This is a genomic window from Citrobacter sedlakii NBRC 105722 (genome assembly GCF_000759835.1).
Lineage (GTDB): Bacteria > Pseudomonadota > Gammaproteobacteria > Enterobacterales > Enterobacteriaceae > Citrobacter_A > Citrobacter_A sedlakii.
Window position 1 is genome coordinate 1 of sequence record NZ_BBNB01000006.1, and the last position, 26,105, is coordinate 26,105.

General features: G+C 56.6%; 28 protein-coding genes. 11 read left to right on the plus strand and 17 right to left on the minus strand.

Annotation, left to right across the window (positions count from 1 at the left end):
• The 5 genes from CSE01S_RS09765 to osmE all read right to left on the minus strand — a co-directional run.
• Positions 1 to 307, minus strand: a 307-nt coding sequence (locus tag CSE01S_RS09765) for a cupin domain-containing protein (protein ID WP_167333855.1), incomplete at its 3' end; no start/stop codon positions are given.
• 10 nt (positions 308 to 317) lie between these two features.
• Positions 318 to 668, minus strand: coding sequence for a PTS N,N'-diacetylchitobiose transporter subunit IIA (gene chbA, locus CSE01S_RS09770; protein ID WP_042287495.1), 351 nt, complete (start codon positions 666 to 668; stop codon positions 318 to 320).
• A 52-nt stretch (positions 669 to 720) separates the two neighbouring features.
• Positions 721 to 2,079, minus strand: a complete 1,359-nt coding sequence (gene chbC, locus CSE01S_RS09775) for a PTS N,N'-diacetylchitobiose transporter subunit IIC (protein ID WP_042287498.1) — start codon at positions 2,077 to 2,079, stop codon at positions 721 to 723.
• Positions 2,080 to 2,161: 82 nt separating this feature from the next.
• Positions 2,162 to 2,482 (minus strand): PTS N,N'-diacetylchitobiose transporter subunit IIB, encoded by a 321-nt coding sequence (gene chbB / locus CSE01S_RS09780; protein ID WP_042287501.1) that lies wholly within the window; start codon positions 2,480 to 2,482, stop codon positions 2,162 to 2,164.
• A gap of 298 nt (positions 2,483 to 2,780) precedes the next feature.
• The gene (osmE, locus tag CSE01S_RS09785) at positions 2,781 to 3,122 is read right to left on the minus strand and encodes an osmotically-inducible lipoprotein OsmE (protein WP_042287504.1); all 342 of its coding nucleotides are present in this window, start codon (positions 3,120 to 3,122) and stop codon (positions 2,781 to 2,783) included.
• Positions 3,123 to 3,341: 219 nt separating this feature from the next.
• Here osmE and nadE point away from each other — a divergent pair, with 219 nt between their 5' ends.
• Both nadE and cho read left to right on the plus strand, forming a co-directional pair.
• Positions 3,342 to 4,169 carry an NAD(+) synthase gene (gene nadE / locus CSE01S_RS09790; RefSeq protein WP_042287506.1) on the plus strand — a complete coding sequence of 276 codons (828 nt, stop codon included), beginning with the start codon at positions 3,342 to 3,344 and terminating at the stop codon, positions 4,167 to 4,169.
• A 120-nt stretch (positions 4,170 to 4,289) separates the two neighbouring features.
• Positions 4,290 to 5,177: an excinuclease Cho gene (gene cho, locus CSE01S_RS09795; RefSeq protein WP_042287733.1), complete on the plus strand. Its 888-nt coding sequence runs from the start codon at positions 4,290 to 4,292 to the stop codon at positions 5,175 to 5,177.
• A 113-nt stretch (positions 5,178 to 5,290) separates the two neighbouring features.
• On the opposite strand, the gene spy is transcribed toward cho, so the two are convergent.
• The 6 genes from spy to astC form a co-directional block, all read right to left on the minus strand.
• Positions 5,291 to 5,776 (minus strand): ATP-independent periplasmic protein-refolding chaperone Spy, encoded by a 486-nt coding sequence (gene spy / locus CSE01S_RS09800; RefSeq protein ID WP_042287508.1) that lies wholly within the window; start codon positions 5,774 to 5,776, stop codon positions 5,291 to 5,293.
• A 349-nt stretch (positions 5,777 to 6,125) separates the two neighbouring features.
• On the minus strand, positions 6,126 to 7,094 hold the full coding sequence (gene astE, locus CSE01S_RS09805; RefSeq protein ID WP_042287510.1) for a succinylglutamate desuccinylase: 969 nt from the start codon (positions 7,092 to 7,094) through the stop codon (positions 6,126 to 6,128).
• Positions 7,087 to 8,430 carry an N-succinylarginine dihydrolase gene (astB, locus tag CSE01S_RS09810; RefSeq protein ID WP_042287512.1) on the minus strand — a complete coding sequence of 448 codons (1,344 nt, stop codon included), beginning with the start codon at positions 8,428 to 8,430 and terminating at the stop codon, positions 7,087 to 7,089. The genes astE and astB overlap by 8 nt, the downstream gene beginning before the upstream one ends.
• On the minus strand, positions 8,427 to 9,905 hold the full coding sequence (gene astD, locus CSE01S_RS09815) for a succinylglutamate-semialdehyde dehydrogenase (protein WP_042287515.1): 1,479 nt from the start codon (positions 9,903 to 9,905) through the stop codon (positions 8,427 to 8,429). Before astD ends, astB begins: the two co-directional genes overlap by 4 nt.
• Positions 9,902 to 10,936, minus strand: coding sequence for an arginine N-succinyltransferase (astA, locus tag CSE01S_RS09820; protein ID WP_042287518.1), 1,035 nt, complete (start codon positions 10,934 to 10,936; stop codon positions 9,902 to 9,904). The genes astD and astA overlap by 4 nt, the downstream gene beginning before the upstream one ends.
• On the minus strand, positions 10,933 to 12,153 hold the full coding sequence (gene astC, locus CSE01S_RS09825; RefSeq protein ID WP_042287521.1) for a succinylornithine/acetylornithine transaminase: 1,221 nt from the start codon (positions 12,151 to 12,153) through the stop codon (positions 10,933 to 10,935). Before astC ends, astA begins: the two co-directional genes overlap by 4 nt.
• A 202-nt stretch (positions 12,154 to 12,355) precedes the next feature.
• On the opposite strand from astC, the gene CSE01S_RS23060 reads away from it, so the two are divergent.
• From CSE01S_RS23060 to CSE01S_RS09855, 7 genes are all read left to right on the plus strand, one after another.
• Entirely contained in the window at positions 12,356 to 12,493 is a 138-nt protein-coding gene (locus CSE01S_RS23060; protein WP_157449580.1) for a hypothetical protein, read from the plus strand.
• A 103-nt stretch (positions 12,494 to 12,596) separates the two neighbouring features.
• Complete coding sequence (xthA, locus tag CSE01S_RS09830; protein WP_042287522.1) at positions 12,597 to 13,403, plus strand: exodeoxyribonuclease III; 807 nt, start codon at positions 12,597 to 12,599, stop codon at positions 13,401 to 13,403.
• Between the two features lie 9 nt (positions 13,404 to 13,412).
• On the plus strand, positions 13,413 to 14,087 hold the full coding sequence (locus CSE01S_RS09835; RefSeq protein WP_042287524.1) for a TVP38/TMEM64 family protein: 675 nt from the start codon (positions 13,413 to 13,415) through the stop codon (positions 14,085 to 14,087).
• A 2-nt stretch (positions 14,088 to 14,089) separates the two neighbouring features.
• Entirely contained in the window at positions 14,090 to 15,253 is a 1,164-nt protein-coding gene (locus CSE01S_RS09840; RefSeq protein ID WP_042287527.1) for an ABC transporter substrate-binding protein, read from the plus strand.
• Positions 15,226 to 16,761, plus strand: coding sequence for an ABC transporter permease family protein (locus tag CSE01S_RS09845; RefSeq protein WP_042287530.1), 1,536 nt, complete (start codon positions 15,226 to 15,228; stop codon positions 16,759 to 16,761). Before CSE01S_RS09840 ends, CSE01S_RS09845 begins: the two co-directional genes overlap by 28 nt.
• On the plus strand, positions 16,761 to 17,393 hold the full coding sequence (locus tag CSE01S_RS09850) for an ATP-binding cassette domain-containing protein (RefSeq protein ID WP_042287533.1): 633 nt from the start codon (positions 16,761 to 16,763) through the stop codon (positions 17,391 to 17,393). The genes CSE01S_RS09845 and CSE01S_RS09850 overlap by 1 nt, the downstream gene beginning before the upstream one ends.
• Positions 17,394 to 17,480: 87 nt before the next feature.
• Positions 17,481 to 18,788: a rhodanese-like domain-containing protein gene (locus tag CSE01S_RS09855; protein WP_042287535.1), complete on the plus strand. Its 1,308-nt coding sequence runs from the start codon at positions 17,481 to 17,483 to the stop codon at positions 18,786 to 18,788.
• 42 nt (positions 18,789 to 18,830) lie between these two features.
• Here the strand turns inward: CSE01S_RS09855 and CSE01S_RS09860 are convergent, their stop codons facing one another.
• Positions 18,831 to 19,454, minus strand: coding sequence for a CDP-alcohol phosphatidyltransferase family protein (locus tag CSE01S_RS09860; protein ID WP_042287538.1), 624 nt, complete (start codon positions 19,452 to 19,454; stop codon positions 18,831 to 18,833).
• Complete coding sequence (locus tag CSE01S_RS09865) at positions 19,447 to 20,016, minus strand: carboxymuconolactone decarboxylase family protein (protein WP_042287541.1); 570 nt, start codon at positions 20,014 to 20,016, stop codon at positions 19,447 to 19,449. The genes CSE01S_RS09860 and CSE01S_RS09865 overlap by 8 nt, the downstream gene beginning before the upstream one ends.
• A 75-nt stretch (positions 20,017 to 20,091) precedes the next feature.
• Here CSE01S_RS09865 and CSE01S_RS09870 point away from each other — a divergent pair, with 75 nt between their 5' ends.
• Positions 20,092 to 20,508: a pyrimidine (deoxy)nucleoside triphosphate diphosphatase gene (locus tag CSE01S_RS09870; RefSeq protein WP_042287735.1), complete on the plus strand. Its 417-nt coding sequence runs from the start codon at positions 20,092 to 20,094 to the stop codon at positions 20,506 to 20,508.
• Here the strand turns inward: CSE01S_RS09870 and CSE01S_RS09875 are convergent.
• On the minus strand, positions 20,468 to 20,713 hold the full coding sequence (locus CSE01S_RS09875; RefSeq protein ID WP_148365392.1) for a YnjH family protein: 246 nt from the start codon (positions 20,711 to 20,713) through the stop codon (positions 20,468 to 20,470). The genes CSE01S_RS09870 and CSE01S_RS09875 overlap by 41 nt on opposite strands.
• Before the next feature lie 259 nt (positions 20,714 to 20,972).
• Here CSE01S_RS09875 and gdhA point away from each other — a divergent pair, with 259 nt between their 5' ends.
• The gene (gene gdhA / locus CSE01S_RS09880; protein ID WP_042287545.1) at positions 20,973 to 22,316 is read left to right on the plus strand and encodes an NADP-specific glutamate dehydrogenase; all 1,344 of its coding nucleotides are present in this window, start codon (positions 20,973 to 20,975) and stop codon (positions 22,314 to 22,316) included.
• Positions 22,317 to 22,331: 15 nt separating this feature from the next.
• Here the strand turns inward: gdhA and topB are convergent, their stop codons facing one another.
• The 3 genes from topB to CSE01S_RS09895 all read right to left on the minus strand — a co-directional run bounded on the left by topB (position 22,332) and on the right by CSE01S_RS09895 (position 26,000).
• Positions 22,332 to 24,284 carry a DNA topoisomerase III gene (gene topB, locus CSE01S_RS09885; RefSeq protein ID WP_042287548.1) on the minus strand — a complete coding sequence of 651 codons (1,953 nt, stop codon included), beginning with the start codon at positions 24,282 to 24,284 and terminating at the stop codon, positions 22,332 to 22,334.
• A gap of 4 nt (positions 24,285 to 24,288) precedes the next feature.
• Entirely contained in the window at positions 24,289 to 25,332 is a 1,044-nt protein-coding gene (gene selD / locus CSE01S_RS09890; protein WP_042287550.1) for a selenide, water dikinase SelD, read from the minus strand.
• 116 nt (positions 25,333 to 25,448) lie between these two features.
• The gene (locus CSE01S_RS09895) at positions 25,449 to 26,000 is read right to left on the minus strand and encodes an NAD(P)H nitroreductase (RefSeq protein WP_042287553.1); all 552 of its coding nucleotides are present in this window, start codon (positions 25,998 to 26,000) and stop codon (positions 25,449 to 25,451) included.
• Between the last annotated feature and the right edge of the window lie 105 nt (positions 26,001 to 26,105).

The window sequence follows — 26,105 nt, forward strand, 5'->3', positions numbered from 1 at the left end:
CAAAAAAACGTTTGCTGATGCCGACGTTAAGAATACGCGTGGCGCCGAACTCGTAAAAACTCTGGTGATGAGAACCCAGCGGGACAAACACAAAGTCCCCCCGCTCCAGCAGCACACGCTTACCATTAATCTCCTGGTAATAGCGGCCGGTGAGCACCAGCGTAAACTCATAGTAGTCGTGCTGATGCAAGCCGCAGGCGCTCTCTGTCTTGTTATAGATAAAGACGTGGAAATTTTTGCCATTAAACAGTTGCTGTTCGCGGGCGACGGTGATTTCCGGTACGGTAGCGGTAGCCTGCAGTTGCATCATCAACTCCTTACTTGCTCAGCTTCTCGTGAAGCTCTATCAATTCTGACACCAGTTCGCGCGCCAGCATTGAGGTCATCAGGTGATCCTGCGCATGCACCAGAACCAGACTGACTTTCATTTTACCTTCACCCTGATCGCCTTCAATCAGTTTCGTTTGCACCAGATGGGCTTCATTCAGCGCCATGCGCGACTGTTCCATCATCGTCTTCGCCGCCGCAAAGTCGCCCTGCTTTGCCTGCTTCAACGCTGCGTAGGCCAGGCTGCGCGCCTGTCCGGAATTGATGATGAGCCCCATCACCACTTCTTCAAGCTCTTCAGCCTCGGTTTGCGCATCGGTAATGCTATCAAGATCCATCATAAATCATTCCTCTTTGACGACCCGACATGCGTAACCACATGCCGGTTAAAATTTAGAATTTCAGGGCGTTGGCGATGTCTTCTTCGCTTTCTTCTTCATCAATGACGTTCTGCGCTTTGTTAGCCACCACAACAAACGGCAGGTAAATCAACGTCGCCACACCCAGGTTGAACAAGGCCACCAGCAGCGCAGCGACGCTGCCGTTGGTGTTAAAGAAGGCGCCCAGGCCGGTGGGCATGGTCCACGGCGCGATGTTGGTAATCGGCGGGATAATGCCCAGGTAGTACGCCACCAGCGTAATCGCGGCAAGAATCGGTTGTACCAGAATGAACGGGATAAACATCACCGGGTTCATGATAATCGGCAGACCAAACAGAATCGGTTCGTTAATCTGGAAGATGCCTGACGGCAGCGCGAGTTTTGCGACCTGACGATAATCGGCGCGACGAGACGCGATGAAGATAGCGATGATCAGGCCAAGCGTTGCGCCACTGCCGCCGAGGAAAATATAGGAGTCCAGCATCGGTTTTGCCCAGATGTGGAAGGTCTTACCGGCGGCCAGCGCGGCGTCAACGGAACCGTACTGCTGGTAAATAGCGATGTTCTCTAGCGCCCACGGGGTCATAATGCCGCTGTCCAGCGCGGTCAACGCCAGGGAGCCGTGAATACCGAAGAACCACAGCAGCGGAACGAAGATAACATAAGCCCAACCCACCACGCTGCCTAGCGACGCCAGCGGCGTAGAAATGGTATCCATAATGATCTGGTGGAAGTTCGTTCCCCAGGTGGTCAGCGCCCAGGCGATGATCCCCATGATAGAGAGGATAATAAAACCTGGAATTAACGCGGAGAATGAGCGGGAGACAGATGCTGGTACGCTATCGGGTAATTTGATCACCCAGTTACGGCGGACAATGAATGTGAACATTTCCGCAACCACCAAACCGATAATAATACCGGAAATGATATTCGCGCCGCCCAGCCAGTTTGCGCCGACCGCATAGGCTTCACCGACGCTATAGGGCGTAACGGTCATAAATGCCGCGACGGATAATAAGCCGGCTGCCAGGGCGTCGACTTTACGTTCTTCTGCCAGCGCCATACCGATAAAGAACGGCGCCATCAGGGACATAATGCCTAACGTACCGTTGTAGACGTTCCCACCGATGCCTTTCAGACTATTGAGATTCTCAATGGTAGACGCATCCAGCCGAATGCCGAGGGAATAAAAAAACGACCCCTCCCCAAAGCTCAGGAAAACGTTATTAATTAATACAAACATGGCCCCAGCGAGGGTCAACGGCATTAAACGAATAAAACCATTTTTGATTGCATTAACGTGTGGTTGCTTTCCTATTTTTACAGCAAAAGGAAGGAGTACCTTTTCAAGTGAAGCAATGACGTTACTCATAGAAAAATACCCTTAAAAACCGCAATGTGACATTGCGGTATATGTAAATGAAATAACTCTTTGACGGGAAAAAATTAAAATATTAATTCGCAGCGGCTTTTTTAATTGCTGCAACCGCAGCCTTAAGCACGCCTAAACCATCGACTTTGCCATACAGCAGCGAGTCAATCACTTCTACAGGTTTGTCAGGTAACAAACGCTGAATTTCGGGCAACATATAAGCAATTTGCGGTCCTAATAATACGACATCTGCCGCCGGGCCTTTTTCTCCGGCAAGGGTTTCCGGGAATGCTTCAATAATAACCGGTACTTCGTATTTCTCAGCCTGTGCGCGCATTTTCGACACCAGTAAAGAGGTAGACATGCCCGCAGAGCAAAACAGATAAATGTGTTTCTTTTCCATAAAACGTTCCTCAAGTGCGATTATCTGTTAACCAGACACGCCGCAAGTCTCAAACCTGCATCCATGCACTGGACAACTTGCGTAATCGAAAGACTTATTTCTGTGTCTGAAATGAGTATACGGTATCGGACCCGCGGATGGTATTTCCTTGACCAACTAAATTGTCTCTCATTGACCTGACGTTATGACCCCCTTCACATTTCAGGCAAATAATTCGCTCCAATAATTAAGATCATGCCGCTATAAAAAAACCGGCGCAATGGCCGGTTCTTCGTGCTGTTCAGGCTTTAGACAGTCATTACTGCTTCGGAGCCTGGGGGTCGGTGTCATACTCGGCGCAGGTTTGATAGCCAGAGTTAATGACATGCCCGGTATCGTCAAGGGCGACGAAATAGGTTTCAGCTTTACCATCACGTTGACCCAGAATGTAGGTCTGGCAGGTACCGCGAGCATGGATCATGCTGACTTCAGAAGAAGGTTTACCGGCAATCTGTTCAACCTGTGAACGGCTCATGCCTTTTTTCACGTCTTTTACTACCGGCTGAACGAATTGGTCTTTTGTACGATCGTAAGCCGTACAGCCTGCCAGCATAGTCAATACCGCCGCTGCGCTCAGAATTCCTGCTACGTTCTTGTTCATTTTCCGTCCTCTTGTTTTTCAGCGTGTTAAGTAAGCCTGGAATACATCTCCACTTTTTTCAAGCGACCACTCCACACGAAGTTGGTTTCGGATGATTCTAATAAGTCACCAGGATGTCGTTTTAAACGCCACACGGCCCGCCCCGACTTGTCGTTTGCGCGACAAAGGGTTAGCTTTATTACAGACTGCTTTTTTTATTTCATATTGGGGAGGGGTTACATGTCTCTGCAACAAGAGATCATCCAGGCGCTGGGCGCAAAGCCGCACATTAATCCAGAAGAAGAAATTCGCCGCAGCGTGGATTTTCTGAAAGCGTATCTGCAACGCTATTCCTTCCTGAAAAGCCTGGTGCTGGGAATCAGCGGCGGGCAAGACTCCACGCTGGCAGGAAAACTCTGTCAGATGGCGATCAGCGAACTGCGCGAAGAAACAGGTAATGACGCGCTGCAATTTATTGCAGTCCGCCTGCCTTTCGGGGTGCAGTTCGACGAGCAGGACTGCCAGGACGCGCTTGCTTTTATCCAGCCGGATCGTGTGTTGACGGTCAACATTAAGGGCGCGGTGCTGGCGAGTGAACAGGCGTTGCGCGACGCGGGGATTGAACTGAGCGATTTTGTGCGCGGTAACGAAAAAGCCCGCGAACGTATGAAGGCACAGTACAGTATCGCCGGAATGACCAGCGGAGTCGTGGTAGGTACCGACCATGCGGCGGAAGCTATTACTGGCTTCTTTACGAAATATGGCGACGGCGGCACCGACATTAATCCCCTGTTCCGCCTGAACAAACGTCAGGGCAAACAGTTGCTGGCCGCGTTAGGCTGCCCGGAACATCTTTACAAGAAAGCCCCGACCGCCGACCTGGAAGACGATCGCCCTTCTTTGCCGGATGAAACCGCGCTCGGCGTCAGCTACGACAATATTGATGACTATCTGGAAGGCAAAGCCGTCGATCCCGCCGTTGCCAATATCATCGAAGGCTGGTACCTGAAGACGGAACATAAACGCCGTCCGCCCATTACGGTGTTTGACGATTTCTGGAAACAGTAATTTTACCTGGCCGGATAATGTCGCCACGCGCGCTGTCCGGCCAGCCTCCACAAAATCGCCTCTTTTTTACTCTCCGCTGCGCTGCTATACTGGATGAATAACCAGCATCCGGAGTTAACCGTGGTACGGCGTCAATCAGCCCCTCGTCCAGAATTTGAAGCAGCAGCAATTTACAAATACCCCGAACATCTGCGCCCTTTCCTTGATGCGTTGCCCAGCGTACCCGGCGTGTATCTGTTCCATGGCGACAGCGACGCCATGCCTCTGTACATAGGCAAAAGCGTGAATATTCGCAGCCGGGTACTGTCACATCTGCGCACCCCCGATGAAGCCGCCATGCTGCGTCAGTCCCGACGCATTACCTGGATCTGCACCGCGGGAGAAATCGGCGCGCTGCTGCTGGAAGCCCGGCTTATTAAAGAACAGCAGCCGTTGTTTAACAAACGACTCCGGCGCAACCGCCAACTCTGCGCCCTCCAGCTTCGCGGGCAAAACGTTGACGTCGTTTATGCACGCGACGTCGACTTTTCACACGCGGCCAACCTGTTTGGTCTTTTTGCCAATCGTCGCGCCGCGTTGCAGGCCTTACAGACCCTCGCTGATGAACAAAAGCTGTGTTATGGACTGCTCGGTCTTGAGCCGCTGAGTCGCGGTCGCGCCTGTTTTCGCTCAGCGCTGAAGCGCTGCGCGGGGGCCTGTTGCGGCAAAGAAAGCCCTGACCAGCATGCGACCCGCCTGCTGGATTCGTTGGAAAAACTGCGTGTTGTATGCTGGCCGTGGAAAAACGCTATTGCGCTCAAAGAGAGCCGAGCGGGGATGACGCAGTACCACATTATTAATAACTGGCTTTGGCTGGGCGCGGTTGACTCTCTGGATAACGTGTCGACGCTGGTACAAACGCCGGCAGGTTTTGATCATGATGGCTACAAAATCCTCTGCAAGCCCTTGATTTCCGGCACCTGCGAGATCATCGACCTCAGCCCGGATGCTTTAATGAACAGCAGATAACTGGCGTCAGGGTGGAATGGCCTATTGCGGTAAAAAAAACCGCCGGGCCTGTCCATCGCCTCATGGGAGAGGATGAACAAGACCGGCGGTTTTCGGATCCGTTTGCTCAGCGATTACTCAGCAGGTACGGGCATTTTACCGTCTCGCGCCGGACGTTCTGTCAGACGCTTCTCAAAATTGGCATTAAACTGCTTTTTCTGTTCCGGGGTCAGAATGTTGTAGATCTTATTCTGTGTTTCCATGTGCGCCAGCATGTTGGCTTTACGCTGCTCTTCCATTTTTGCGATCTGCGCTTCAGCTTTGGCTTTATCGAAGCTGTCGCTGGCAATGATCGCGTGCATTGCGCGGCGCTCATCTAAAGACGGGCGTTTCATGTCAGCGCGTTTCTCTTTCATGATGTCGCGAATCTGCTGCTTTTGCGCATCGGTCAGATTCAGGTCTTTGAACATCATGTCATGATGCGGACCAAATTTGCCTTTATGGTGCATCATGGGTTTTGCATCCGCTGGCGCGGCGGCGGTGGTTTCGGCTGCGTGAGCCAGGTTAGCAGCGCCCAGAGCCAGGGTAGAAGCAACAAACAGTGCAGTTAATTTACGCATATTCTTTATCCTTCCTTTCAGTTATTTTTTACGGCTTTCTTAACTCTTACCAACAAGAGCCGTGCCGTGTTGACGAGATTAACTTTAGCGGCTTTATCGTCAATTAGTCAGAGTATCGGTAAAACAATGAAAGTATAAAAAACAACTTTTCGCCAATTGTGGAGGAAAAAAGAAATTATGGCGAAGAATGGCAAGAAAAAATGACAAGCGGATGATTTTGCAGGAAATATGAAGAACTATAACTCAGCAATGATGAATAATAAAGCAATTTGCCAGGAATAATCCGTAATATTTCACAGACGCACGATATAATAAGAACCGCAGGCAAAGAGAGCCTGCGGTAAATAGGTCAGTTGATTTTTTCCAGCATCAGTCCGGCGCGTAAACCGGGTGCGACGGCAGGGTTGGGAAAAAGAACGTACTCAACTTCGTGGCGTACAATAACGCGCTCGGCGCCGTCTTCGGCTAACAGTGTGCCTTTTTGAAACGGTGTAAAGTTCAGCGTCTGACGGTCAATATGCAGCACAAATGCTTCGCTGCGTCGCATAATTTGTGATACTACACGATAGCGAACCGGCTGCGCGCCGCTGCGCTTTTCTCCCTTCCCGGCCAGCAGAGCGGACAACGCGTCTGCGGTAGGCGCAAACTGGCGTAGATCGTTTTGCCCGAACGGTAATGCCTTTCCCAGCTCCAGCGTGCAGGAAAGCGCGCCGAAATGCGCTGCGCTAAAATGCGTAAACGTACCGCCTGGTGTTTGATGAAAGACCAGCGCCTCAAGCCCGGCGGCGCCGAGCCAGTCGAGAAAACCGTCATCCCACGGAATCGGACGCTGCGGCAACACGCCAAACCGCAGATGATGAGAACCACGGATGGCGGTATGAAGATCGAGATGCCAGCGGGTCGGGGTTGCTTCCCGACACCAGAAATCCTCCAGGCATCGTTCCAGTTGCCGCGCGCGTAGCGTTTCACCACTTTCTTCAAACTGCTGCCAGCGCCCGCCGAACATCCGGTTCATATCACTGTGACAGTAGCGCTTGCCCTCTGCCAGCGCCTGTGGGTTGCCCAGAATCAGCAACAGCCGCCAGCGCAGAGGGATCTCACCCGCCATTAATCTCGTCAGCAGCGCGCTAAGCATTTCCACCGGCGCCGTTTCATTACCGTGAATACCGGCCGAAATCACTAACGCCCGATCGGTCGCCTTTTCCGGGATCAGCTCAAGGATGCCCGGCGCCGTCTGACGCCAGTGAAAGCCCGGGCCTTTCCCTTCGGAGACCTTCGGTATCACGCCTGCCAGGGTGACAGCAAGGAAATCATCCATGTCGCTCTCCTGCCTGCTGAAACGGATAGACAGAACCAAGTTTCAGCAACTGCGTCAGGGTGTCCAGCGCTTCGCGACCTTCCCGCAGCAACTGCGGGTCCGCCAGGTCTGCGGCGGTCAGCCGGTCGCGATAGTAACGATCCACCCAGTCGTTGAGGGCGGAAAACAGGGTGTCGTTCATCATCACCGCCGGATTCACCGCCCGCAACTCCTCATCGGTCAACACGACCCGCAGGCGCAGACACGCAGGACCGCCGCCGTTGGACATACTTTCACGCAGGTCAAACACACGCATATCGCGGATCGGGTTGTCGCCTTCCAGCAGGTTTGTCAGATAACGCCATACCCCCGCATGTTCACGACACTCCTGCGGCAGCACCAGCATCATCGAGCCATCTTCACGGCTCAGCAGTTGGCTGTTAAACAAATAGGTGGCAACCGCATCGGAAACAGATACCTCTGACGCAGGCACCACGACAGGCGTAAAACCCGGCACGCGGGCGCGCAGCTGGTCCAGTACCTGATCCTGGCTGGCGAAAGCCTGCTCATGGCAAAACAGCACTTGCCGATTCGACACCGCAATAACGTCGTTATGGAAAACACCGAGATCAATCACATCAGGATGCTGCTGGGCAAAAATGCACTGCCGCGGATTAACCTGATTCAGCCGCGCGACCGCCTCGCTGGCCTCACGGGTCTGGCGCGCCGGATAATGAGAAGGCCGGGTCTGATTGCCCTCTTCACGCCCGTACACAAACAGCTGGATGCCAGGATCGCCATAGTTAGCCCCCAGACGACTGTGATTCGCCGCGCCTTCATCGCCAAGCATCGCCACCTGCGGCAGCGCCGAATGAAGCGAAAAATAACGATCATCGTGAAAAATGGCTCGCAGCAGCGCTTCGGTCGTCGGAGCCTCCAGCGATCGGTGAAACTTATTGTTGAGGTTTGCCACCGTCAAATGAACTTTACCATCCAGAGTATCAGCAGACGGTGCGACCGTGGCCGCATTGGCGACCCACATCGGCGACGCTGAACTGACGCTGGAAAGCCACTGCGGCGCGTGCCGGGCCACCTTTGCGAGGATCTGCTCATCGCTACCGCTAAACCCGAGCTGGCGAAGCGCCGGAATAAATGGCCGTTCATGCGGCGGGATCACTGCCTGCGGGTACCCGGCATCGGCCAGCGCTTTCATTTTCTGCAATCCTTGCTTTGCGGCCAGGCGCGGATTCGATACCTGAAAGCGGTGCTGCGTGGACGCCACATTACCAAACGACAACCCGGCATAATGGTGCGTCAGCCCCACCAGCCCGTCAAAATTAACCTCGCGCGCGTTCATAATCCTTCCTCACGAGAGAAATCAAGCCCGGGACTCAGGACGCCCGGCAGCGTCAATGTCGGTGATTCGAGGCTCGCCATCGGCCAGGCGCAGTAATCCGCGGCGTACCACGCGCTGGCGCGATGGTTACCGGATGCCCCCACTCCGCCAAACGGCGCGGTGCTCGCGGCTCCGGTCAGTGGTTTATTCCAGTTGACGATCCCCGCGCGCGCTTCCAGAAGCAACTGGTCAAACTGTGCACGATCGGGCGAGATAAGTCCGCACGACAGGCCAAAGCGTGTCTGGTTCGCCAGCGCTATCGCGTCCTCAAAACGGTCATAACGCCAGACGCCCAACAGCGGGCCAAACACTTCGTCGTCGGGCACATTTGCCACATCGGTCAATTCCACAATCCCTGGCGACAGCAGCGACGTGCCTTCCTCAATCAGACGCGGCGTCAGCAACGTCTTACCGCCAAGCGCCGCCAGACGCTGCCAGGCCATGTAGACGTGCTTCGCCGCCTGCGCTGAAATCAGCCCGCCGAAAAAAGGCTGCGGCTCAGCGTCCCAGCGCCCCGGCTGTAACCGCTGACTCACCTCGACCAGCCGCGCAAGAAAGGCATCGCCCTGCGCCCCTTTTTTGACCAGTAAACGGCGCGCGCAGGTGCAGCGCTGTCCGGCAGTAATAAACGCCGACTGTAAAGTCAGGTGCACGGCGGCGTCGATATCTGCCGGGTTTTCGACGATCAACGGGTTATTTCCCCCCATTTCCAGCGCGAGAATTTTTTCCGGCTGTCCGGCAAGCTGGCGGTGCAGTTGATAACCCGTATTCGCGCTACCGGTAAACAGCAGACCATCCAGATCGTCCTGCGCGCTCAGCGCTTGTCCCGTTTCGCGACCGCCCTGAAGCAGATTCACGACGCCGGGGGGCAATCCGGCCTGCTGCCAGAGTTTGATTACGGCTTCACCGGTCCACGGCGTGAGTTCACTGGGTTTAAAAAGCACCGTATTGCCAGCCAGCAGCGCCGGGACGATATGGCCATTCGGCAGATGTCCGGGGAAATTGTAGGGGCCAAACACCGCCAGCACGCCATGCGGACGATGGCGCAGCGTCGCTGCGCCGTCCGGCAACGCACTCTGCTGCTCTCCGGTACGAGCGTGGTACGCGTTGATCGAAATGGCGATTTTATTGATCATCGCCGTCACTTCCGTGGCCGCTTCCCACCGCGGCTTACCCGTTTCGCGGGCGATAATCGCGGTGAGCTGCGTTTTATTGTTTTCCAGCAGCCCGCCAAACGCCTCTACAATCGCCTGACGCTCGCTAAAAGGACGTTTTGCCCATGCCGGAAACGCCGCGCGGGCAGCGCGAACGGCCTGCAACACCTGATCGGCATCCGCGTCGTGACCTTCCCAAAGCACGTCCCCCTTCACCGGATCGCGTTTAACCCGACGCTCCCCCTGACCGCTCAGCCAGTCACCATTAATCCATAACGTCATACCGTTTTCTCCTCAGCGCAAAGACGGACAAAGCGCACGCTTTCCCCCGCCTGACATTTCAGGGCATCCAGCTGTGCTGCCGTGAGCACCAACCGCTGCGTATCCGGGTCCGCGCGCACCAGCATGACGCGGAAGTTCTGGTAATTCTCATTAGCCACCAGGCAGGCCGGATAATCCCCAGGGGCAGGCTGTCCTTCGACAACCTCCACCAGCCGACTTTTACGAATGGCGCGTACCCGGTCGATGTCACACTCGAGTGTCGGCCCGCCATCGAAAATATCGATGTAGTTACGGTAGCGAAATCCCTCTTTTTCCAGCACCGCGCGGGCAGGCGCCGTCTGCGGATGGACCTGACCTATCACCGCCTGCGCCTCATGGCTGAGAAAATGGGTATAAATAGGATGTTTGGGCATAAGTTCCGCGATAAACGCTTTTTGCCCGGTACCGCACAGGAAATCCGCGCGGCTAAATTCCATTGAGAAAAAGCGCTTGCCCAGGCTTTCCCAGAACGGAGAGTAGCCGTTCTCATCAATGACGCCGCGCATTTCCGCAACCACCTTTTCATTAAACCTGTCGCGAAACGCCGCCATAAACATAAAGCGCGATTTTGACAGCAGATAACCATTGCCTTCTTTGCGCCAGTCCGGATCTAGAAATAGCGTACACAACTCGCTGCTGCCGGTGTGGTCATTACTGAGAAACAGCGTCGGCAGCGCGTTATAGACGTTCAGCTCTTTCGAGGCATGCACCAGCGTCCCTACACGGTAGTTGTACCACGGATCATTCAGCCCGACCGCCACCTCGATGGCGCAAATCCCGCCCACCTCCCCGGTTTCGCTGTCTTCCAGTACAAACACGAACCCTTGTTCACTTTTCGGCAGTTCTCCCCGCCAGGTCTTAATTGAGCGATCGATGCGCGCTGCCAGCGTCGCTTCATTCGCCGGTAACGACGTCAGACCGCCGCCGGTTTTACCGGCAAGCTGCATCAGCGCAGCGACATCACCCTGTTCAGCAGGACGGATTACTCTCATGAGGAACCTCCAGCCTTGATCTGTGCGCAGGCCTGCGCGAAGCGATCCAGCCCAGTGGTCATTTCTTCTTCGGTGACGTTCAGTGCAGGGGCGAAACGTACCACGTTAGCCCCGGCAATCAGCACCATCACGCCCGCTTTCGCCGCTTCCTGCGCTATCTGTTTGGCTTGACCGGCATACCCGGCGTTCAGCACGCAGCCAATCAGCAGACCCAGACCGCGAATTTCGCTAAACAGGCCGGTATGCTGGTTAATGGCGTTCAGGCGCTCAACAAACCCGTCGTGGCGCTGTTTGACGCCGTTCAGCATCGCCGGGGTATTCACAATGTCCAGCAGTTTCCCGGCGACTGCGGTCGCCAGCGGATTGCCGCCGTAAGTGGTTCCGTGCGTACCGACGGTCATCACGCTGGCGCAGGCCTCACGTGCCAGCAGCGCGCCGATGGGGAATCCGCCGCCGAGCGCTTTCGCCGTGGTCAGCAGATCGGGCGTAACGCCGTAATGCATATAGGCGTACAGCTCACCGGTGCGACCGACGCCGGTCTGGACTTCGTCAAAAATCAACAGCGCGTTGTGACGATCGCACAGCTCGCGCAAGCCCTGCAGGAACGCAGGCGTGGCGGGCAACACCCCGCCTTCGCCCTGCATCGGCTCAACGATCACCGCGCAGGTGGTGTCGTCGATCAGGGTGCTGGCGGAGTTAATGTCGTTATATACCGCGTGGCGGATATCCGGCGGCAGCGGCGCAAAGTCCTGAGAATAGGCCGGTTGCCCGCCAGCACTGACGGTAAACAACGTGCGGCCATGAAAAGCATTTTTGAACGCCACAATGCCGCTCTTCTCGCTGCCGTAGCGATCGTGGGCATATTTTCGCGCCAGCTTCAGCGCCGCTTCATTAGCTTCCGCCCCGGAGTTACAAAAGAAAACGCGATCGGCAAAGGTGGCGTCGATGAGTTTTTTCGCCAGCCGCAGCGCCGGTTCGTTAGTGTAACCATTACCGGTGTGCCAGAATTTGCCAGCTTGTTCATTTAGCGCGTCTCGCAGTTCCGGGTGCGCATGACCAAGGGCATTGACCGCAATCCCCCCGGCGAAATCGATATACTCTTTACCCTGCTGATCCCACAAGCGTGAACCTTCGCCACGTACCGGAATAAAAGGCGCCGGGGCATAAACGGGCATCATCCATTCATCAAAATTTTCACGCGTAATTGACTGAGACATAGCAACCTCAACGGTAAATAAAAAGTTATTTATATGTTAATAAATAGTGTGTTTGCGCTGTAAATGTAGATTGCAGGCTTCATGCCAGCCAGCGAAAAAATGCATAAACGGGATGGAGAAACACAAAATCAATGGGTTATAGCCTGTCGATATTCATTTTTACTGCATAAAAAGTGAATATGTTTGCTGGAAAGGTGAATAAATGGATGAAAAACCGCAATATTATGCACATACCAAATATAATTCTGGAAATGTGATCGTCTGCGAAATTTACCGGAAATTGCTGCGCCATTCTGGCGCAATTCGCCCTGAAAGCGGGCAAATGTTGCACCATCGTTAACACCATTCGCATTCATTGCAGGAATCTGGCGACAAGTGGCAGTCAGCCAACGTAAATTCTGCTACCATCCTTGCACTATTCACCCAGCAAAGTGGCAGCGACTATGAAATTTGTCTCTTTTAATATCAACGGCTTGCGCGCCAGACCTCATCAACTGGAAGCCATTGTCGAAAAACACCAACCTGACGTCATCGGCCTTCAGGAGACAAAAGTTCACGATGACATGTTTCCGCTTGAGGACGTGGCGAAACTCGGCTACAACGTGTTTTATCATGGTCAGAAAGGCCATTACGGCGTGGCGCTATTGACAAAAGAGACGCCTGTCGCCGTCCGTCGCGGATTCCCTGGCGACGGTGAAGAAGCGCAGCGCCGCATTATCATGGCGGAACTCCCCTCGCCTCTGGGCAACGTGACGGTGATTAACGGTTATTTTCCGCAGGGTGAAAGCCGCGACCACCCCGTCAAATTTCCGGCGAAAGAACGGTTCTATCAAAACCTGCAGCAGTATCTCGACACTGAACTGAAGCGCGATAATCCGGTATTGATCATGGGCGATATGAACATCAGCCCGACCGATCTGGACATCGGTATCGGCGAAGAAAACCGTAAGCGCTGGCTGCGCACCGGAAAATGTTCGTTCCTGCCGGAAGAACGTGAATGGATGGGACGTTTGCTGAACTGGGGACTGGTGGACACCTTCCGCCACGCGCACCCGGAAACGGTGGATCGGTTCTCGTGGTTTGATTACCGTTCAAAAGGCTTTGATGACAACCGCGGCCTGCGCATCGATCTGCTACTGGCAAGCCAGCCGCTGGCGGAACGTTGCGTCGAAACCGGCATCGACTACGATATCCGCAGTATGGAAAAACCCTCCGATCACGCGCCGGTATGGGCGAAGTTTCACGTTTGATAGAGACCGGTGAACAGCCGAAAATACCTGTTAGCGGGTATCCTTGTCCTTTTCATAGCCGGGTTGATGTGGCTCACGCCCCCCGGCTTTCTCACGCTTGATACGCTCAGGCGCAACCACGCTCTGCTGGTGGACTGGCAGCGCCAGTGGCCGTTGCTTTGCGCGACGCTCTATTTCCTGCTCTATACCGCCGTAGCAGCCCTGTCTGTACCCGGCGCGGCGCTGTTAACCCTGCTCGGCGGCGCGTTGTTTGGTCTGTGGCAAGGGACGCTGTTGGTCTCATTTGCCTCGACGCTGGGCGCCACGCTCGCTATGCTCACCAGCCGTTATCTGCTGCGTGACTGGGTATCGCACCGTTTTTCCCGCCAGATGATGCCGGTGAATCGCGGGATCGCGCGCAACGGCGTCGGCTATCTCTTTGCGCTGCGCCTGATGCCGTTGTTCCCGTTCGTGGTGGTGAATCTGCTGGCGGGAGTCACATCCATTAGCGTGCGCCGCTACTGGTGGGTCAGCCAACTGGGAATGCTGCCCGCCACGTTGGTGTATCTCAATGCCGGCAGGCAACTGGGTCATCTGACATCCATGCGTGACATTATCTCACCCGCTATGCTGGCCGCGTTTGCGCTGCTCGGGCTTTTACCGCTGGCCTCGCGCTGGCTGGCAACACGTTTTTTTCAGGAGTAACTATGCGTTGGGGATGCGTTATTGCAGGCCTGCTGTTAAGCGCTCAGGTTCATGCCGCTGACAGCTGGCAGCAGGTTAAAGAAGAAGCCAAAGGCCAGACAGTCTGGTTTAACGCCTGGGGAGGCGATCCGGCGATCAACCGGTATCTGGACTGGGTCAGCGGTGAAATGAAAACCCATTACGCTATTGACCTGAAAATCGTCCGTCTGGCCGACGCTGCGGACGCGGTAAAACGTATTCAGACCGAAGCCGCCGCCGGGCGGAAAGACGGCGGTTCGGTAGATCTCTTGTGGGTAAACGGCGAAAATTTCCGCACGCTGAAAGAAGCGGGACTGCTGCAAACTCAGTGGGCGGAGACGCTGCCTAACTGGCGTTATGTCGATACGCAAAAGCCGGTGCGGGAAGATTTCTCCGTGCCTACCGACGGTGCGGAATCGCCCTGGGGCGGCGCACAGCTCACCTTTATTGCGGATCGAAACGTCACGCCGCAGCCGCCGCAAAGTCCGCAGGCGCTACTGGCGTTCGCCAAAGCCCACCCGGGTACCGTAAGCTATCCGCGTCCGCCGGACTTCACCGGTACGGCATTTCTCGAACAGTTACTCATCTCGCTGACCCGCACGCCGACAGCGCTAACCGTTGCGCCCGATTCCGCCCGTTTTGCGGAGGTAACCGCGCCATTGTGGCGCTATCTCGACGCGTTGCACCCGTATCTGTGGCGTCAGGGGAAAGACTTTCCCGCTTCGCCGGCGCGCATGGATGCGTTGCTGAACAGCGGTACGCTGCGCCTGTCGCTGACCTTTAACCCGGCCCACGCGCAGCAAAAAGTCGCCAGCGGCGAACTGCCGGACAGCAGCTACAGCTTTGGCTTTTCTGATGGCATGATTGGCAACGTTCATTTTGTGACGATTCCCGCCAACGCCCGTGCCGAAGCAGGTGCGAAGGTGGTGGCAAACTTCCTGCTCTCGCCGCAGGCGCAACTGCGCAAAGCTGACCCGGCAGTCTGGGGCGATCCTTCGGTACTGGACCCGCAAACGCTGCCTGTTGCCGAACGAGAAGCGCTGGCTGCGCGCTCGCCGGGCGGCCTGCCTGCCGTGTTACCTGAACCTCACGCCGCCTGGATCAACGCCCTGGAGCAGGAATGGCTGCGCCGTTACGGTACGCGCTAACGCTGCTGGCCTGGCTGTGCATGCTGGTTGTCTACGCGCCATTAGTGCCCGCCAGCGTACTGCTGATCTCCCCGGCCCTGTCATTCGCGCACTGGCAGGCGCTGTTTGCCGATCCGCAGTTACCGCAAGCGCTGCTGGCCACCGTGGTTTCCACGATCGTCGCCGCCGTCGGCGCGCTGTTCATCGCGCTGGCGATCGTCGTGTCGCTCTGGCCAGGCGATCGATGGCGCCGCCTGGCCGGTCGACTGCCGTGGCTGCTGGCCATCCCTCACGTCGCCTTTGCCAGCGCAACGCTCCTGCTGTTTGCCGAAGGCGGCTTACTCTGGCGCGCACTGCCAGCGTTCACGCCGCCGATGGACAGCTATGGCATTGGACTGGGGGTCACGCTTGCAGTGAAAGAGAGCGCTTTTGTACTGTGGATTTTGACGGTCCTGCTGAGCGAAACACGTCTCAGTGGTCAGGTCATTATCCTCGACTCACTGGGCTACAACCGTTACCAGGCGATGCGTTGGTTGATCCTTCCCTCAATGGCCCCGGCACTGGGCGTGGTGATGCTGGCAGTGGTCGCGTGGACGCTTTCGACAGTAGACGTCGCGATGATTCTCGGCCCTGGTAACCCGCCCACGCTGGCCGTACTAAGCTGGCAATGGCTAAGCCAGGGCGACAGCGACCAACAGAGTAAAGGGGCATTGGCCAGCCTGCTGCTGGTCATGTTACTCGCCCTCTTTGCGCTGGTTGGATATCTGATCTGGCGTATCTGGCGGCGAACATTGCCCTCCGTCAACGGTCTGCGTCAGCCTCACGTTCCGGCCCTGAGCGGAAAGGCGTTGTCGCGCGCACTGCCGCTGACGGGACTCGTGTGCGCGCTTTTGTTGGCTGTGCTCGCGCGAGATGCCACGCCCGACGTCGACGCGTTGCTCAACAGCCTGCAAATAGGCGCGCTCGCCAGCGTACTGGCGCTGGTTATGTTACTGCTCTGGCTGGAATGGGGGCCACGGCACAGGCATCGTTGGGTCTGGTTACCGATCCTGCTGCCCGCGCTACCGTTGGTGGTCGGTCAGTATGCTGTCGCACTGCGCACCGGGCATGACGGACAGTTTTCTACCCTCATCTGGGGCCACCTGCTGTGGGTTGCGCCATGGATGCTTTTCGTACTGCAACCGACCTGGCGGCGCATCGACCCGCGATTGATTCTGGTGGCGCAAACGCTGGGCTGGTCGCCAGTAAAAATTTTCTGCTACCTGAAATGCCCGCTGATGCTGCGCCCGGCGCTGATTGCGCTGGCGGTCGGTTTTTCTGTGAGCATTGCGCAATATATGCCGACGCTGTGGCTGGGCGCAGGGCGCTTTCCGACCCTGACGACAGAAGCCGTTGCCCTCAGTAGCGGCGGCAGCACCGGCATCCTGGCGGCGCAGGCTCTGTGGCAACTGTTGTTACCGTTGCTGGTGTTTATGCTGGCTGCCGGCATCTCAACCTGGGTCGGTCGTGCCCGTCAAGGAATGCGATAATGCTAACTGTTCGTCATCTTTCTCTGTACCTGAAACAGACCCCGTTGTTCGGCCCATTAACGTTTGAGGCGGCAAAAGGTGACATTGTCACGTTAATGGGCCCTTCCGGCTGCGGAAAATCCTCGCTGTTGGCCTGGCTGGTTGGTGCGCTGTCACTGCCGCTGACGGCTTCTGGCGAACTGTGGCTGGACGATCGGCGACTGGATCGGCTGCCCACCGCCGCGCGGCAGGTGGGTATATTATTTCAGGATGCCTTGCTGTTCGATCACTTCACTGTAGGACAGAACCTGCTGCTGGCGCTACCGGCCGCCGTGAAAGGCGCGGCGCGCGAACAGGCGGTACAACATGCGCTGGAACGCGCGGGAATGGCGGGGTTCACGTCACGCGATCCGGCGACGCTCTCCGGTGGCCAGCGTGGCCGGGTGGCGCTGCTCCGCGCCCTGCTGGCACAGCCACGGGCGCTACTGTTAGATGAACCGTTCGCGCGTCTTGACGCCGACCGGCGCGCTGATTTTCGCCAATGGGTCTTTGAAGAGGTCCGCCGCCTGAAGATTCCCGTGGTTCAGGTCACCCACGACCCGGAAGATGTGCCGGCCGGCGGACAGATTTTGCGGCTGACCAGCGCCGTATAAATATGCGCGCATCCTGTGTTAACGCAAAGTTTTTCGCCTCCAGGAAGCAGAAAATGTCGCCCTCTTATCTCAACGTCGGGCAATTCGATGAAACGTGTTTCTCAACTGACCGCGCTGGCAATGGCTTTAGGGCTGGCTTGCGCTTCCTCCTGGGCTGCTGATATGACGCAGGCGCTCACTTTCCACCAGCTCATGCAGAAAAATGGCATCGCCATTGACACCCGCCCCAGCGCTTTTTATAACGGCTGGCCGCAGAGCGCTAACGGCCCTTCCGGCCATGAACCATCGGCACTGAATCTCTCCGCCAGCTGGCTCGACGCCATGAGCGATGAACAGATCGAAGCGTGGATCCAACAACATCACCTTAGCGCCAACACCCCGGTCGCGCTCTATGGCAGTGAAACGGCGATTCAGGCGGTGAAAAACCGACTGGAAAAAGCCGGTCTAAACCCGGTTTCTACGCTCACCGACGCGCTTCAGGATCCCGCTCGCCTCCAGCGGCTGGCGCATTTTGAACAACTGGTGTACCCACAGTGGCTGCACGAACTGCAACAAGGCAACGCGGTCGCCGCTAAACCTGCCGGTGACTGGAAAGTGATCGAAGCCGCCTGGGGCGCGCCGAAGCGTTATCTTATCAGTCATATTCCGGGCGCGGGCTATATCGATACCAACGAAGTGGAAAGCGAGCCGCTGTGGAATAAAGTCCCCGATGCCGATCTTAAGGCGATGCTGGCCAGACACGGTCTTCGTCACGACACGACGGTGATTCTCTACGGGCGCGATGTCTATGCCGCCGCCCGCGTGGCGCAAATTCTGCTCTACGCCGGGGTGAAGGACGTTCGCCTGCTCGACGGCGGCTGGCAGAGCTGGTCTGACGCCGGGCTACCGGTGGAACGCGGGATGCCAGCGAAAGTCAAACCCGCGACGGATTTCGGCGTGACTATTCCGGCGCAGCCACAGCTGATGATCGACACACAGCAGGCGCGCAGACTGCTGCACAGGCAGGACGCCTCGCTGGTCAGCATTCGCTCCTGGCCGGAATTTATTGGCGCCACCAGCGGGTATAGCTACATTAAGCCAAAAGGCGAAATTGCCGGCGCGCGCTGGGGTCATGCGGGCAGCGACTCCACGCATATGGAAGATTTCCATAACCCGGACGGCACCATGCGCAGCGCAGACGACATTGCCGCAATGTGGAAGCAGTGGAACATTCTGCCGGATCAACAGATCGCTTTTTATTGCGGCACCGGCTGGCGCGCTTCGGAAACGTTTATGTACGCCCGGGCGATGGGGTGGCAGAACGTGTCGGTGTACGACGGCGGCTGGTATGAATGGAGCAGCGATCCGAAAAACCCGGTTGCCCGTGGCGAACGGGGTCCGCAAAGCAGCCTGTAACCGCAAATGGCCGGATGCGCGCATGGCCCATCCGGCGCAACCTTATTTCTGACGCTGAATCGCTTTCAGGGTCTGGTATCCACTCCAGATTCTGGTGAACGTGGTCAACCAGCAGAGCGCGCCAAAGATCCACGCCAACGGCGCAAAACAGGCCGGAAACAGACAGCACAGCACAAAAAGCAACAGGGTTTCCGTCCCTTCCGTTAGCCCGCCCAGATAATAAAACGATTTATGCGCGTAACCGGGATTATCGATATTGTGTTTCGCCGCGAGGGCGGCAAAGGCAAGAAAACTGCTGCCGGTGCCAATAAAAGCAAACAGCAGCCAGCCGCCCGCCAGCGCGTTTTGCTCCGGCTGTGCGAGGATAAAACCAAACGGCACCAGCGCGTAAAACAGAAAATCGAGCGAAATATCGAGAAATCCCCCCGCGTCGGTCAGTCCCCTGCGCCGGGCCAGCGCGCCGTCCAGCCCATCCAGCAGTCTGTTCAGCACGATGGCGACCAGCGCCGCAAAATACCATCCCAGCGCGAGAAACGGCAGCGCCAGTACGCCGATGGCAAAGCCAAACAGCGTTACGCCGTCCGCTGACACCCCTGGTTTGTCGAGCAGCCCGGCGCAACGGTGCAAAAACGGTTTGCAGCGCGGATGCAGATGACGGTCAAGCACGCGGCGCTCCTTTCAGGCTGTCACACAAGCCCTGTGAGGGGATATCCAGCGCGGCGTTAAAGCGCGCCGAAAGATTCTGAAACGCCAGCAGCGCGGTCATTTCGCTAATCACCTCGTCTGTAAAATGCGCCGTCATTTGCGCCTTTAGCGCGTCATCAACCTTCGGCGGCGTCGCGGTGACGGCTTCAGCATAGGCCAGCGCCACGCGCTCCTCCTCGCTAAACAGCGCGGACGTCTGCCAGTTTGCCACCGCCAGCACTTTATCCATCGCGCCACAGCGCTCCGCCAACCTCAGGCTGTTCGCATCAACGCAAAATGCGCAGTGACATATCTGAGAAACGCGGGTCATCAACAGCGCGCGCATGTCCGGCGTCAGCCGCGCCCGTTTGCGCTCCAGAAAACCGACAAACAGCGCCACCAGCCAGAACAGAAACGGCATCCGCCCCCACCAGCGCGTCGGGTGCAGTACCTCACCGTAATGTTTTTTCTGGGTTTGAACCAGCGGCTTAAGCGGTAAAGGTAAACGGGTCAGCGGCTTAACCCACGATTGCGGATCGTTCAAGGGAAACTCCTGGGACTTCAGGTCAAACAAAGATAACGATAGTATGTCACTTTATCCCGTTAGACATTGATGAATATGATGAAAACCCTCGACGTTGTCGCCGCCATTATCGAGCGTGATGGCAAAATATTGCTCGCCCAGCGCCCTGCCCATGCGGATCAACCTGGGTTATGGGAGTTTGCGGGTGGAAAAGTCGAACCTGGCGAAACACAGCCGCAGGCGCTTGCCCGTGAGTTACAGGAAGAACTGGGTATCTGCGCCACTGTCGGAGCCTACGTTGCCAGCCATCAGCGTGAAGTTTCGGGCCGCATCATTCACCTGCATGCCTGGCATGTTCCGGCATTCAGCGGCGCGTTAACCGCCCATGCGCATCAGCGGTTGGTATGGTGCGAGCCGCACGTCGCACAGGAATATCCGCTTGCTCCCGCCGATATTCCCCTGCTCAAGGCGTTTATGCTTTTACGCGACGCCAGACCAGCGGATTCGTGCTGATCGTTTTTTCATCGCGCTGACACTGCAACAGCACACCCTCCACTTTAATCACCGCGCCCTCCGAATAATACTGATCCTGATAAATGCAGCAATGTAGACAGGGCTGCACACGTTGGCCACCCGTACTGAACACCTCCGGCGGCACGTTGACCTCGACCTGCGGGTGAGAGATCGGGTTAGCTGTCGCGGAAAAAGCGAGGGTCATCACGGCGGCGGCGAGGGCGAAAGCGCGCATAGAAATTCCTTATTATTGCGGGACTGTTCTCACTATAACGGTCTTTCATGGCGAAAACTTTAATCCCGCCCGTCATCGCTTTTTGTTATGACCCACGCCCGGTTATTAATTTGCTTAGCGGCACCATTTTTTTCTTGCTTCCCGTCACATTCCTGGTGGTATAGTCAAAAACTGCAAATACATATTCATTAAAAACACAATTACAATCGTTTAAATATAAGGTTTATCTATGGATCAGACACGCTCTCTGGAATCATTCCTCAACCATGTACAAAAGCGCGACCCGAATCAAACCGAGTTCGCGCAGGCCGTTCGCGAAGTGATGACCACCCTGTGGCCTTTCCTTGAGCAAAATCCCCGTTACCGTGAAATGTCGTTGCTTGAACGTTTGGTTGAGCCAGAGCGTGTGATTCAGTTCCGCGTAGTGTGGCTCGACGATCGTAATCAGGTGCAGGTCAACCGTGCCTGGCGCGTCCAGTTTAACTCAGCGATCGGCCCCTATAAGGGCGGCATGCGTTTCCACCCGTCCGTTAACCTCTCGATCCTTAAATTCCTCGGCTTTGAGCAAACCTTTAAAAACGCGCTGACTACCCTGCCAATGGGCGGGGGTAAAGGCGGCAGCGACTTCGATCCAAAAGGCAAAAGCGAAGGCGAAGTGATGCGTTTCTGCCAGGCGCTAATGACCGAACTGTATCGCCATTTGGGTCCGGACACCGACGTGCCGGCGGGTGATATCGGCGTCGGGGGGCGTGAAGTGGGCTTTATGGCCGGGATGATGCGCAAGCTGTCCAATAACAGCGCCTGTGTGTTTACAGGTAAAGGTCTTTCGTTCGGCGGCAGTCTTATCCGCCCGGAAGCCACCGGTTACGGCCTGGTCTATTTCACTGAAGCGATGCTTAAACGTCATGGTCTGGGCTTTGAAGGTATGCGCGTGGCGGTGTCCGGTTCCGGCAACGTGGCGCAATATGCGATTGAAAAAGCGATGGAGTTTGGCGCCCGCGTCGTCACCGCCTCTGACTCCAGCGGTACAGTGGTTGACGAAAGCGGCTTTAGCAAAGAAAAGCTGGCGCGCCTGTGCGAAATCAAAGCAAATCGTGACAGCCGCCTGTCCGCGTATGCCAAAGAGTTTGGCCTGACCTGGCTGGAGGGTAAACAACCGTGGTCAGTCCCGGTGGATATCGCCCTGCCTTGCGCGACGCAGAACGAGCTGGATGTCGACGCCGCGCGCATGCTGATCGCCAACGGCGTGAAGGCGGTCGCCGAAGGGGCCAACATGCCAACCACCATCGAAGCGACCGATCTGTTCCTGGATGCGGGCGTACTGTTTGCTCCGGGTAAGGCGGCAAACGCTGGCGGCGTGGCGACCTCCGGTCTGGAGATGGCGCAGAACGCCGCGCGCATGAGCTGGAAAGCGGAAAAAGTGGATGCGCGCCTGCACCACATTATGCTGGATATTCACCACGCCTGCGTGGAGTACGGCGGTGAAAGCAAGCAGACTAACTACGTGCGCGGCGCGAATATCGCGGGCTTCGTGAAAGTCGCCGACGCGATGTTTGGTCAGGGAGTGATTTAATTCTTCCCCAACGAACTAGATGCCTGCCTCTGCTGATGGCGGGCTTTTTTTCGCCGCTCGCTTACGCGGCGCACCCTTTTTCTTCTCGCTGCTACCGCCGCCGCTACCCGGCGCGACGATCCCGCGGAAGCGACGCACCGGCGTGGACTTCGCCTGGTCGATCAATTGGTACAACGTACCGATTAACGGCTGCATAAAATCCTGATAGCGGCACTGTTTTTCACTGATTTGCGTCAGAATAGACTCCCAGTGCGCCGTCATGTCCGGACGGGTCGCCATCTCCGGCAGCGAATGGAACAGCGCCTTTCCGGCGTCAGTGGAGTGAATATAGCGCCCTTTCTTGGTGAGGAAACCGCGCTTAAACAAAAGCTCAATGATCCCCGCGCGGGTCGCTTCCGTACCCAGCCCGTCGGTGGCGCGGAGGATCTTTTTCAGATCTTTGTCCTGCACAAAGCGGGCAATCCCCGTCATCGCCGACAGCAGCGTGGCATCGGTAAAGTGGCGCGGCGGCTGGGTCTGACGTTCAACCACTTCACCCTTCTCGCACAGCAGTTCGTCGTCTTTCGCCACGACCGGCAGCGGCGTCCCGTCGTTTTCTTCGTCTCGCTCTTTGTTACCAAGCAGCGTGCGCCAGCCCGCTTCCGCCAGAAACCGCGCTTTGGCGACAAATTTGCCTTTGGCGATGTCGAGTTCGATCACACACTTACGGAAAACGGCGTCCGGGCAGAACTGCATTAAGTACTGGCGCGCGATCAGGCTATACACCTTCGTTTCATTGTCGGTAAGGTTAATCGACGCACTGCGCGCGGTAGGAATAATGGCGTGATGCGCATCAACCTTCTTATCATCCCAGCAGCGGTTGCGGGTATCAGGGTCAATGACCGGCTGCGGTAACAGATCCGGCGCATGTACGCCGATGGCGTTCATCACCGCATGGCGTCCGGCAAAGTGTTCCTCCGGCAGATAACGGCAGTCAGAACGCGGATAGGTGATCAACTTGTGGGTTTCATACAGCTTCTGACAGATATCAAGCACGTTTTGCGCGCTCAGGCCAAAGCGCTTTGCCGCCTCAATCTGTAACGCAGAAAGCGAAAACGGCAGCGGCGCGGATTCCGATTCCCGTTTATCGTTATAGCTGGTGACAATGGCCGGTTGACCGTTTATCCGATTCACCACATGCTCCGCCAGCGGGCGATGCAGTAAGCGCCCTTCTTCATCCTGATATGGCTCGCAGGCGTCGCTCGGCTGCCAGATGGCGGTAAACCGTTCGTCGACGGGGGTAACGATGTGCGCCTTCACCTCGAAGAAATCTTTTGGAATGAAATGCTCGATCTCTTCGTCACGACGCACCACCAGCCCGAGTACCGGCGTCTGCACGCGCCCAACCGACAGGACACCCTGATACCCGGCGTTACGTCCAAGAATCGTGTAGGCGCGGGTCATGTTGATACCGTACAGCCAGTCGGCGCGCGCACGCGCCAACGCCGAGACGCACAGCGGCACGAACTCACTGTTCGACCGCAACCGGTCAATGGCGCGCTCCACCGCCTGCGGGTTGAGATCGTTGATCAGGCAGCGCTGCACCTGCTGGCGTTTTTCCGGCGCCAGTTGCAGGTAGTCAAGCACTTCATCCACCAGCAACTGACCTTCGCGATCGGGGTCTCCGGCATGAATGACCTCACTGGCCTCGTGTAAAAAGCGCTTAATGACATTGAGCTGTTTGGTCACCGACGGACGCGGCTGCAATTGCCACTTTTCCGGCACAATGGGCAGATCAGAGAGGGTCCAGCGCGCATAGCGGCTGTCATACGCGTCGGGCTGCGCCTGCTCAAGCAGATGACCAATACACCAGGTCACCACCTGACCGTTTCCACATTCAATAAAGCCATCGCCTTTGCGGTGCGGCTTCGGCAGCACGTCCGCAATGGCGCGGGCCAGACTCGGCTTTTCGGCAATAAACAACCGCATTGAATTAACGGATCTCAACCATGGCACGACCGCCACGCGCGTCAACCAGTTCGCCAATCGCCGTCAGGTCGATGCCGAACTCTGCGGCGGCGAGTTTCACCTCGTCGACCGCATCCGGCGTCACCGCCAGCAGCAGACCGCCGGAGGTTTGCGGATCGCAAAGCAGATCGCGCACTTCACGCGGCATCTCGCCCATCAGATGCCCGTAGCTGGCAAAGTTTCGCTCGGTTCCGCCCGGTACGGCGCCAAGCCGGATATACTCCTCGACGCCCGGCAATTTCGGGATCGCGTCGTAGTGAATTTGTGCCTGAACGCCTGCGCCCTGACACATTTCGCTGAGGTGGCCCAGCAGGCCGAAACCGGTCACGTCAGTCATCGCCTTCACGCCGTCAATGTCCGCAAAGGCGGCTCCGGCAATGTTCATTCGACACATCACTTCCGTCGCCAGCCCCTGGTGTTCGGGTTTAAGCAGTGATTTTTTCTCTGCGGTGGTCAATACGCCAATACCCAGCGGCTTCGTCAGGAAGAGTTTGCATCCCGCCCGCGCGGTACTGTTTTTCTTCACCCGTTCGGTCGGCACGATGCCGGTGACAGCCAGGCCAAAGATCGGCTCTGGCGCGTCGATGGAATGGCCGCCCGCCAGCGCAATCCCCGCCTCACGGCAGGCGAAACGTCCGCCTTCGGTAACTTCGCGGGCGATATCGGGCGACAGCGTGTTGATGGGCCAGCCGAGGATGGCAATCGCCATAATCGGTTTCCCGCCCATCGCAAAAATATCGCTAATGGCGTTGGTTGCCGCAATACGGCCAAAATCAAATGGGTTATCGACGATCGGCATAAAGAAGTCAGTGGTGCTGATCACACTGGTGCCGTTGCCGAGATCGTAGACTGCCGCGTCGTCGCGGGTCTCATTGCCCACAAGCAGGTTCGGGTCGACAAACTTCGCCTGCTCGCTGTGCAGAATGGTTTCCAACACTTTGGGGGAAATTTTACAACCGCAACCCGCTCCGTGGCTGTACTGCGTTAAACGAATAGCGTGCTCGCTCATGGACATCTCCTGTCATTGCAATCGGGCTATGGTAGCGCTCATTCCCTGATGTGGTAAGAGAGAGTGTCTGAATTCCGGCGTCTTTGCTCAGAATCCAGACAGTTTTGCGGATTATTTTAAAAAACGGTCACGAATGGCGCGGTATCCGGCACGTTAATCGTCGTTGAGGCTTTCAGTTGCGGCGTGCCAAGATAAAGAAAACCGACGATCTTATCCTGCGGCCGGCAGTTAAACGCGTCACGAACCACCGGGCTTTCGGTGAGCGCGCCGCTGCGCCAGATACCGCCAAAACCCTGGGCCACCGCCGCCATCTGCATCGCCATCACCGCGCATCCGGCGGACATTTCCTGTTCCCAGACCGGTACTTTATGATTTTCCTGGCATTTGGCGACCACGGTAATAATCAGCGGCGCACGGAACGGCGCGCTGCGGGCTTTCTCGATCGCTTTTTCATCACCGTCAGCGGCGATGGCCCCTTTTTCCAGGACGGCGCTGAAGCGCTCGCGTCCTTCGCCCTCAATCACAAAGAAGTGCCAGGGTTGCAGGGTCTTATGATCCGGCGCGCGCATTCCTGCCCGCAGGATATTCTGAAGTTGCTCACCGGCAGGGGCAGGCTCTGCCAGACGAGAGGCGCTACGACGGTTAACAAGTAATTCAAGTGCATCCATTTGGTTAACTCCTGTCATGGTGAATATTCACAAAATTAACACGAGAGCAGAATTTGTTACAGCGCAGACGGTGATTCCTGCTGACAACTGCCTGTCGGGTCATTA